Annotated in this window: 8 protein-coding genes; all 8 read right to left on the bottom strand. The window is 69.5% G+C overall.

Annotated features, from left to right (window positions below; all coding sequences use genetic code 11):
* A partial coding sequence (locus tag RGD00_RS22535; RefSeq protein ID WP_310459486.1) for a hypothetical protein occupies positions 1-236 on the bottom strand: 236 nt, incomplete at its 3' end.
* Positions 233-1,105, bottom strand: coding sequence for a crossover junction endodeoxyribonuclease RuvC (locus RGD00_RS23570; RefSeq protein WP_425603451.1), 873 nt, complete (start codon positions 1,103-1,105; stop codon positions 233-235). The genes RGD00_RS23570 and RGD00_RS22535, both read right to left, overlap by 4 nt.
* A gap of 41 nt (positions 1,106-1,146) precedes the next feature.
* Positions 1,147-3,432, bottom strand: coding sequence for a PriCT-2 domain-containing protein (locus tag RGD00_RS22545; RefSeq protein WP_310459487.1), 2,286 nt, complete (start codon positions 3,430-3,432; stop codon positions 1,147-1,149).
* Complete coding sequence (locus RGD00_RS22550) at positions 3,432-3,656, bottom strand: DUF6511 domain-containing protein (RefSeq protein ID WP_310459488.1); 225 nt, start codon at positions 3,654-3,656, stop codon at positions 3,432-3,434. The genes RGD00_RS22545 and RGD00_RS22550 overlap by 1 nt, the downstream gene beginning before the upstream one ends.
* Entirely contained in the window at positions 3,653-5,392 is a 1,740-nt protein-coding gene (locus tag RGD00_RS22555) for a DEAD/DEAH box helicase (RefSeq protein WP_310459489.1), read from the bottom strand. The genes RGD00_RS22550 and RGD00_RS22555 overlap by 4 nt, the downstream gene beginning before the upstream one ends.
* Positions 5,386-6,333, bottom strand: coding sequence for a PD-(D/E)XK nuclease family protein (locus RGD00_RS22560; RefSeq protein ID WP_310459490.1), 948 nt, complete (start codon positions 6,331-6,333; stop codon positions 5,386-5,388). The genes RGD00_RS22555 and RGD00_RS22560 overlap by 7 nt, the downstream gene beginning before the upstream one ends.
* Positions 6,333-6,698: a hypothetical protein gene (locus RGD00_RS22565; RefSeq protein WP_310459491.1), complete on the bottom strand. Its 366-nt coding sequence runs from the start codon at positions 6,696-6,698 to the stop codon at positions 6,333-6,335. The genes RGD00_RS22560 and RGD00_RS22565 overlap by 1 nt, the downstream gene beginning before the upstream one ends.
* 68 nt (positions 6,699-6,766) lie before the next feature.
* Positions 6,767-7,273, bottom strand: coding sequence for a DUF669 domain-containing protein (locus tag RGD00_RS22570; protein WP_310459492.1), 507 nt, complete (start codon positions 7,271-7,273; stop codon positions 6,767-6,769).
* Between the last annotated feature and the right edge of the window lie 163 nt (positions 7,274-7,436).

Here is a 7,436-nt window from a genome sequence, read left to right on the forward strand (position 1 = left end):
CGCCATTGCCCGCCATAAATGGCGTGGCGGGCAGTGGCTCCCTTTTGCCTCAGGAGCCGGGGGAAGTCATAAGACAAAAGCTTTTCGCCCAGCTGGCGAACGAGTTCGCGTTCCGGCCATGTCAGGCGCGCGTCCTCGAGCGAGACGGCGAGCAGGCCCTGCTCGCGCCAGCCTTCGCGTTTCACCTGGTCCGGATCCCGGCGATGGCCGCCGTAGCCCTTGGGGTGCCACCTCATGCGACACCCCCGTTCGTCTCGATCGCCCAGAGCAGCAGCGCGATGGCGTCGGCCTCGTTGTCGTCGGCGGGGCTGAAGCCCCGGGCCCGCGCAGCCGCGACCATCGCCTCCTTCGGCGCGTTGCCCTTTCCGGTTGCGTGACGCTTGATCGTGCCGACGGGAACGCCGGCATAGGGCACGCCGCGCAGTTCCGCCCATGCGGTGAGCGTGGCCATGAGCCCGCCATAGACATGGGCCGCGTCGGTTCCGGCGTGGCGGCGCACCTCCTCGAACCAGATTGCCGCCACGGGTCCGGAGAGCCGGTCGATCTCGGTCAGCCAGTTCGTGAAGCGCAGATAGCGCATGCCGCCACCGTCATAGCGGCCGGGCCTGAAACTCGCGGTCCCGCTGGTGATCAGCCCTTCGGCCGAGCGCACCGCCCAGCCGGTGCTGGTGCCGAGATCGAGCGCGAGAATGCAGCGGTCGAGATTGCCGGCAGCCGTGAGAGGCGCCGGGGCGATGTGTGGGGAGCGGTCCATGACGACCTCCTCTTCGATTGAGAGGCCGCGGCGGCACAGCTGCCTGGTGAGGGCAGCACGCGCGCCAGGGCCAAGATCGCGAGGTCTGGTCACGGTCACGTTGTCGATGCCGGGGGCGCCCGGCGCTTCCTTCAATGGCTTCACCCCGTTCGCTTGAAGGAAGTGGGGACGCAAGCCATTGACAGAATGAGGATAAATCTCTTCTTTCAATATTTCAGTTTCTTCATGGGGTATGGGTGTGGCGTCGCTCCCCATCCACGCGCGCGAGGGTCCTTGCGTGAAATATTGAAAGAAGCCCCGCGCGCCGGATTTCCGTTGCGGGACAGAGGGTTCGGCGGGAACTTCCTTCAAATGAAGGATGGGGGCCGTTGAAGGAAGCATCGTCCCGGCCCTCACCGCAGCGCCCGGAAGCGCATGGCCTTCCGACCCCCGGTCTCCTGCTCGACCGTGGCGATGTCGCCGCTCTCAACCAGCGTGAGCAGGATGTCGTCGCGGTCGCGCGCCCTGAGCCACTGCGAAGCGCGGGTGAGCTCGGACTTGGTGACGCCGGCCGACCCGGCCTTGCGGATGATCTCGCGCACCCGCTTCAGATGCGCCTCGGTCTCGGTGTCGGCCACATGGCGCTCGACGGCGTCGATGGTGCGCCGTGCGAAGTGGCGCACGAAGTCGATGGCCCAGACGGCCTCCTCGAGCCGGATGACGGGATGGACCGCATCGCGCCCCACGGCCAGGACGAGCGCGACCTTGGCCGCGTTTTCCGCGATCCGGGCGAGGATCGGCGTCTGGAACGTGCCGGCCGCGGCCCTGAGCTCGGCGGTGATCTCCTCTCCGAGCGCATCGAAACGCGCCTGCGCGTCGTCGTCCATCGGCACGGTCATCGGGTCGACCGCGGTCTCGGGGCCGGAGGTCCGGCCGGCGAGGTTGCCGCTGGCCTGGCTGCCGCCTTCGGCGAGCCGCTGCAGCCCCTCGATCAGCGGCCGGGGCGATCTTCGGAGCCCGGCGCTACGGTTCTCGTCCGGATAGTCCTCCTCACTCGGCAGGATGATGAACCGGGCGAGCGAGCCGTCCACGACATTCGCGCCCTGCAGCGCCCCCCAGAAATGCAGCGGCGTCGTCGTGCCGTAGACGCAGAGGCAGGGCTGCACGATGTCGCGGCGCTCGTTCGAGCCGTCCCGGTTCGCGTATTCCGCGCCGAGAAAGACCCCGCTGGCCGCAGTGTAGAGCTCGGTCATGTTGTCGAGGATCTCGGTGATGTGGCGCGGGCTACGCTTGCGGTCAGCCGCCGCCGAGAGGAACATCCCGAACTCGTCGATCTGAAACAGGATCGCGGGCTGACGGTGGAGCGCGGTCAGGAGCCCCGCGCCCGAGGCGATCTTGTTGCCGCCCAGGTGATGGGCGAGTCCCGCCGCGAAGAACAGCTCGTTGACGACCTCGCGGGCGTGGTTCTTGCCCGACCCGCTGTCCGCGATGCCGACGATGTAGAGGTTCGTGCGCAGGTCTGTCGCCGTGCGGTAGCGCCGCCCCATCAGCGCGCCTAGGGCGCAGAGGCTGGCGCCCACCGCGAGAAGCGGCTGCGGTCTGCGCGCAGTGTCGATCATGTAACGCGCGAGATCGCCCACGAGCCCGCCCGGGATCGTCAGCGTGAACGACGGCGCAGGCGTGAGGATCGGCATCGGGGCTTCGGGCTGGGCGAGTCGCGCGAGGAGGCCCGCCGCGGGATGCTCGTCGGCCGCACAAGCCTTCTGGCTGCCGTCGAGCAGGAGGTCGGGATCGGGGCGCCAGCCCTTCTCCATGGCGAGGTGATAGATCGTGCCGGCGCCGATCCGCGCGGGCTTGAAGCTCGTCCATGCCTTCGCCGTCGCTGCCGGGTCGTTCTTGGCCGCCTGCGCCGACCAGTCGGCAAAGAGCGTCGCGCCCTCCTCGCCAAGCGCGCCCTTCAGCGCCATGCCGATGCGCATCCAGCTGTCGTAGTCGAGCTCGGCGTTTGGCAGCCAGGCGAGCGCGCTCCGGATCGCCGCCAGCGTGCCAGCCTGTGCATGGGCGGGCAGACACGGATGTCCGGCCCCGTTCACGCCCTTCGCACCGAGGCTCTTCGGGCGCAGCTCGGGCGGGATCAGCGCCAGCGCCTCGTCGAGGAACGCTGCCGCCCGGCCGGCGTCGATTTCGGGCAGGCTCTCGATGTCGAGATCCGCGAGCCCCTCGTCCGGCCAGGCATAGGGCTGGCCGGTGTCGGGATGCTTGGCATAGGCCACGAACTGCTGTCCGAGGCAGAGCACCTCGAGCGGCGCGCGCCGGATCCCGGCGAAGGGCTCTCGCGTGCGATAGACCAGCAGCCGCTTCGGTGCCTTGCCGATCCTGAGCGCGGGCGTGTCGCCCAGCCGCTCGCGGGCCAGTCGTTCGATGCGCAGCGCAAGCTCGCCATCCTCGGCGACGTCGATGTCGAGCGCGGCGACCGCGCCGCCGACGATCCCGACGCCGCAGCTAGGCCAGGTCGACCAGGTCGCGACCTCGAACTCGGTCGTGGCGCGGCTCGCATGCCGGTTCCACTGCGGGTAGTCGTGCCAGGCCGCGCGGGCGAACTGGCCGGGCTTCTTGGTGCCGGGCGCGATCGGCAGGATCGCGTAGCCGTTGGTCACAAGACGCGCCCCGACGCGCGCCATCCACGAGGTATCCGCCATCAGAAGGGCACCTCCGGGATCATGCCGTCGAGCCGTTCACGGTCCTTCGCCGCCAGGTCGCGCAGGTGGTCGCAGTAGCCGGTGACGATCACCTCGACGAAGGTGTCCCACTCCTCCTCGCTGAGTTGGGCGAGATCGGTCCGGCCGAGGCTGTCGAGATAGGCGCCGCCTGCCTTGCCGCCCTCGACCATGGCCGCCGTCTCATTGGGGGTCGGATCGATCATGCCCGACCTCCGGTGGCAGATGTCCTGGCAAACCCGGCTGCAGAGGTCTCTGCGGCTCGTGTCGCGCCGCGGGTCGGAGACGCGGAAGCGCGCGTCGAACCAGCCCCAGCCGCGGGGTTCTCGATGGCAGACGGCGCAGAGCCCGGCACGGACGTAAGGCATGGGGCGAACCTGTAGGCGGTGATTTCGGTGAAGCGGCCCGCGGGGCGGACGGCGATCTCGGTGGGCCGGCGCAGCCGGTCCGCCAGCAGGAGCGCCTCGTCGACGGACTCGGGCACGTCCAGCTCGGGCGCCCGCTCGCGCCACCAGCTCGCGGCCTTCCGGCGTGGACAGCCGTCGTGCTCGAAGCAGACCCATTCCGTGTGGAAGGCGAGACCGCAGCGATAGGTGACCTTCAACGAGACCCGCCCGCCGCGTTTCTCGTGGCGGCTGAAGGTGACGTCGGTGACGCCGACCCACTGCGGCTTGCCGCTGGACAGCACCTCCAGCGTCGAGGCGGTCGGCTCCAGCTTCACCTCGCGGCCGGGGAACTCGAAGCCGCAGCAGGGGCATTCGAGGGCGGCAATGGCCACGATGGTCCCGCATTCGGGGCAGATCTTGGTGGGCGGCGGCCCGTCGCCCGGACCACCCGGCCGTTTCGGCCGCACGAGATCGATGGGGCCATGCCGGCGGACATTGCCCGCGAAATCGAGAACGAGGCAGTTCTCCTTGCCCTCGGCGAGCCGCGTGCCGCGACCGGCCATCTGCACGTAGAGCCCGGCCGACTTGGTGGGCCGCAGCATGGCGATCAGATCGACGGCCGGCGCGTTGAAGCCCGTCGTCAGCACGCCCATCGAGGCCAGAGCCTTGATCTCGCCGCGCTTGAAGGCGGCGATGATTGCGTCACGCTCGTCCTTCGGCGTCTTGCCGAAGATGGTGGCGCAGCTGACCCCGCGGCGGCGGAACTCCTCGGCGACATGGGTGGCGTGACGCACGCCGGAACAGAAGGCGAGCCAGGACCGGCGCGTCTCGCCATGGGCGATCACCTCGGCCACGGCCGCGCGCGTGATGGCGTCCCGGTCGACCGCGTCCTCGAGGTCGCGCGCGATGAACTCGCCGCCGCGCGATCCCACGCCGGTCACGTCGAGCCGGGTCTGCGTCTGCTTCGAGATGAGCGGGGAGAGATAGCCCTGATCGATCAGGTCGCGGACCGACACCTCGTAGGCGATGTCCGTGAAGAGCGCGTTCTCGCCCTCGTGCAGCATGCCGCTGTCGAGCCGGAAGGGCGTCGCCGTCAGACCGATCACCTTCAGCGCAGGGTTGATCACCTGTAGGTCGGTGAGGAAGCGGCGATACATGGTGTTCGACCGCCCGGGGATCAGATGGGCCTCGTCGATCAGCACCAGATCGGCATGGCCGATGCGCGTCGCCTTGTTGTGGATGGACTGGATGCCGGCGAAGAGGATCCGGGCCCGCGCATCGCGGCGGCCGAGCCCCGCCGAGTAGATGCCCGCCGGCGCCTTGGGCCAGAGCCCCAGCATCTCCGCATGGTTCTGCGCGATCAGCTCGCGGACATGGGTGACGACGAGCACGCGCTGGTCGGGCCAGGCCTTGAGCACGCCGTCGATGAAGGCGGCCATGACGAGGCTCTTGCCGCCGGCCGTGGGGATCACGACAAGCGGGTTGCCGCTCTCCTTCTCGAAATAGCCGTAGATCGAGGTGATCGCGGCCTGCTGGTAGGGTCGCAGGGTCAGCATGCGGCGGCCTCCTCTTCGCGGGCGTCGTTGGTCCAGGCCGAGCCGCCGCGCATGCGGTAGGAGACGAAGTCCTCGCCTGCGTCGGTCACCTCGCCGGGGACGAGATCGGGGATGAACAGGTGCCGGGCGCAGGCGCGGCGCTGGTCGGCGGGGTCGAGCGGCCGGTCGTGGCGCGCGCAGTGCCAGCCACCACCTTCGATGGGCGTGGAATGCAGGCAGGACCGGCAGGTGACAGCCGCGGCCTCCTCGCCGTGGCAGAGCCCGTGGTGGTCGCAGAACCGGCACTCGAACCAGGCGGGATCCGCGCTGATCCGCTCGGGAGGATGCTGGGCGAAGATGATCCGCCGCGCCTTTTCCAGCAGGCGCTCGCCCGTCTCGGGGTCGGCCGGAACACGCTCGATGTGCAGCGCGTCGGTGTCCTTGCAGACCGCGACGTAGAGCGCCCGCGTGATGCCCGTCAGGTGCATGTAGATTTGCATCTGCGCGGCGTGCTGGGGCTTGGCGAGCGCGACGCCCTTGCCGACGAGCTCGGCGAAGCTCTTCGCCGAATGGGTCTTGAACTCGACGACGTGCCAGGTCTTCGGCGCTTCGAGCAGACCGAGGGCGACACCGTCGAGCGAGCCGCCGAAATGCCCGCCATGCGCCTCGACGCGGAACTGCCGCCCGGTATCGGGATCGACCTCCAGCACCGTCGCGCCGGTGGCGCGGAGGTCGCGGACAAGCCGGGCCTCTTCCAGCTGGCCGGTCTCGAACAGCCGCAGGATGCGGCCCGTGTGCCGCGCAGGCGTCGCCCAGCGGAAGTCGTACCAGAGCGCGCGGGCGCAGGACTTGCCGATCAGCGAGGCGCCGAGGTGGTCGCGGAAGCCGTCGCCCTGCCGCGCCTCGAAGGAGGCGTAGATCGCGGACAGGGTCGGCGTCTGGGGTTCGGGGAGCTCGGCCATCAGCACGCCTCCTCCCGCTCAAGCCGCGCCCGCGCCTCCGCCAGCACCGCGGTCCAGGCGGCGCTGTCATGGCGCTCGCGCAGGACGGCGATGATCATGTCCTTCTGGCGCTCGCGCCGGCGGCGGCCGCCCTGACGGGCGACGATCTCGGCGCGCTCGCGATTGAGGTGGCGCAGCGCCGTGCGCGCGCGGTGAAACCAGTCGGGGTCGATCGGCTTCGCCGTCCGCTGCCGCGTCAGATCGGCGGTCGCGATCTGCGTGCGGATCTTCGCGATGGCGTCCTCGATCTCGATCAGGCGCCGGGTGTCGTCAGGCAAGCCGGGGGCGTTCGCGGCCGCGCAGGCCGCGTCGGTGGTGTTGGTCATGGTCGGTCTCTCGGGTCTGGCGATGTCCGGGCCGCGAGCCGAGTCTCAGCCCGCGGCGGCCGAGGACGTCAGCTCTTGCGGTTCCAGGGCGCGGTGGCCGGGCGGACGGGCGCCGACTGAGCGGGCGCGGTCGCATGCTGCGTGGCGGCGGGCTTCGGCGGGGTTGCCTGCGCCGGGGCCTCCGGCACCAGGTAGCGGATCGTGTTGCGCTCGCCGTAGCCGTCCTTCGGGGGCTTCACCCCGACCTGGATCGTCATCGGGATCAGGTGCAGCTCCTCGCTGTCGTTGACCTGCAGCTTGCCCGTGGCGTGGCAGATCGCCGACAGCGTGCGCTGCGCGATCTCCACGGTGGTCGGGTTGGCGTTCACCAAGTTCAGCTGGTCGAAGACCTTGCGGCCCTGCTGCGGCCCCTCGAGGATGTCGAGCATCAGCCAGAGATACTTCCCCATCCCGTTCTTCGTGACGCGCATCTCGCTCTCGACGATCTGGGCGCGGTACTTGCCCGCGGGCAGGATCTCGTAGGCGGTGGTGGGCTCGATGCCGGCGGCGTCAAAGGCGGTGTCGAAACGTGCCATCGTGCTGTCCTTTCAGTCGTAATCAGGCGGATTGGGGCATGGCGGCCAGGAACTCCGACCACTCGAGCGGGAGGGTTTCCGGCAGGCCGTAGTATCCGTGTCGATCAAGTGGCATTTGGGCTCCATTTTCGATTGTCGCGGATGAGCGCGTTGGCCAGCACGA

The sequence above is a fragment of the Ruixingdingia sedimenti genome (assembly GCF_031432425.1).
Classification (GTDB): Bacteria; Pseudomonadota; Alphaproteobacteria; order Rhodobacterales; family Rhodobacteraceae; genus Ruixingdingia; species Ruixingdingia sedimenti.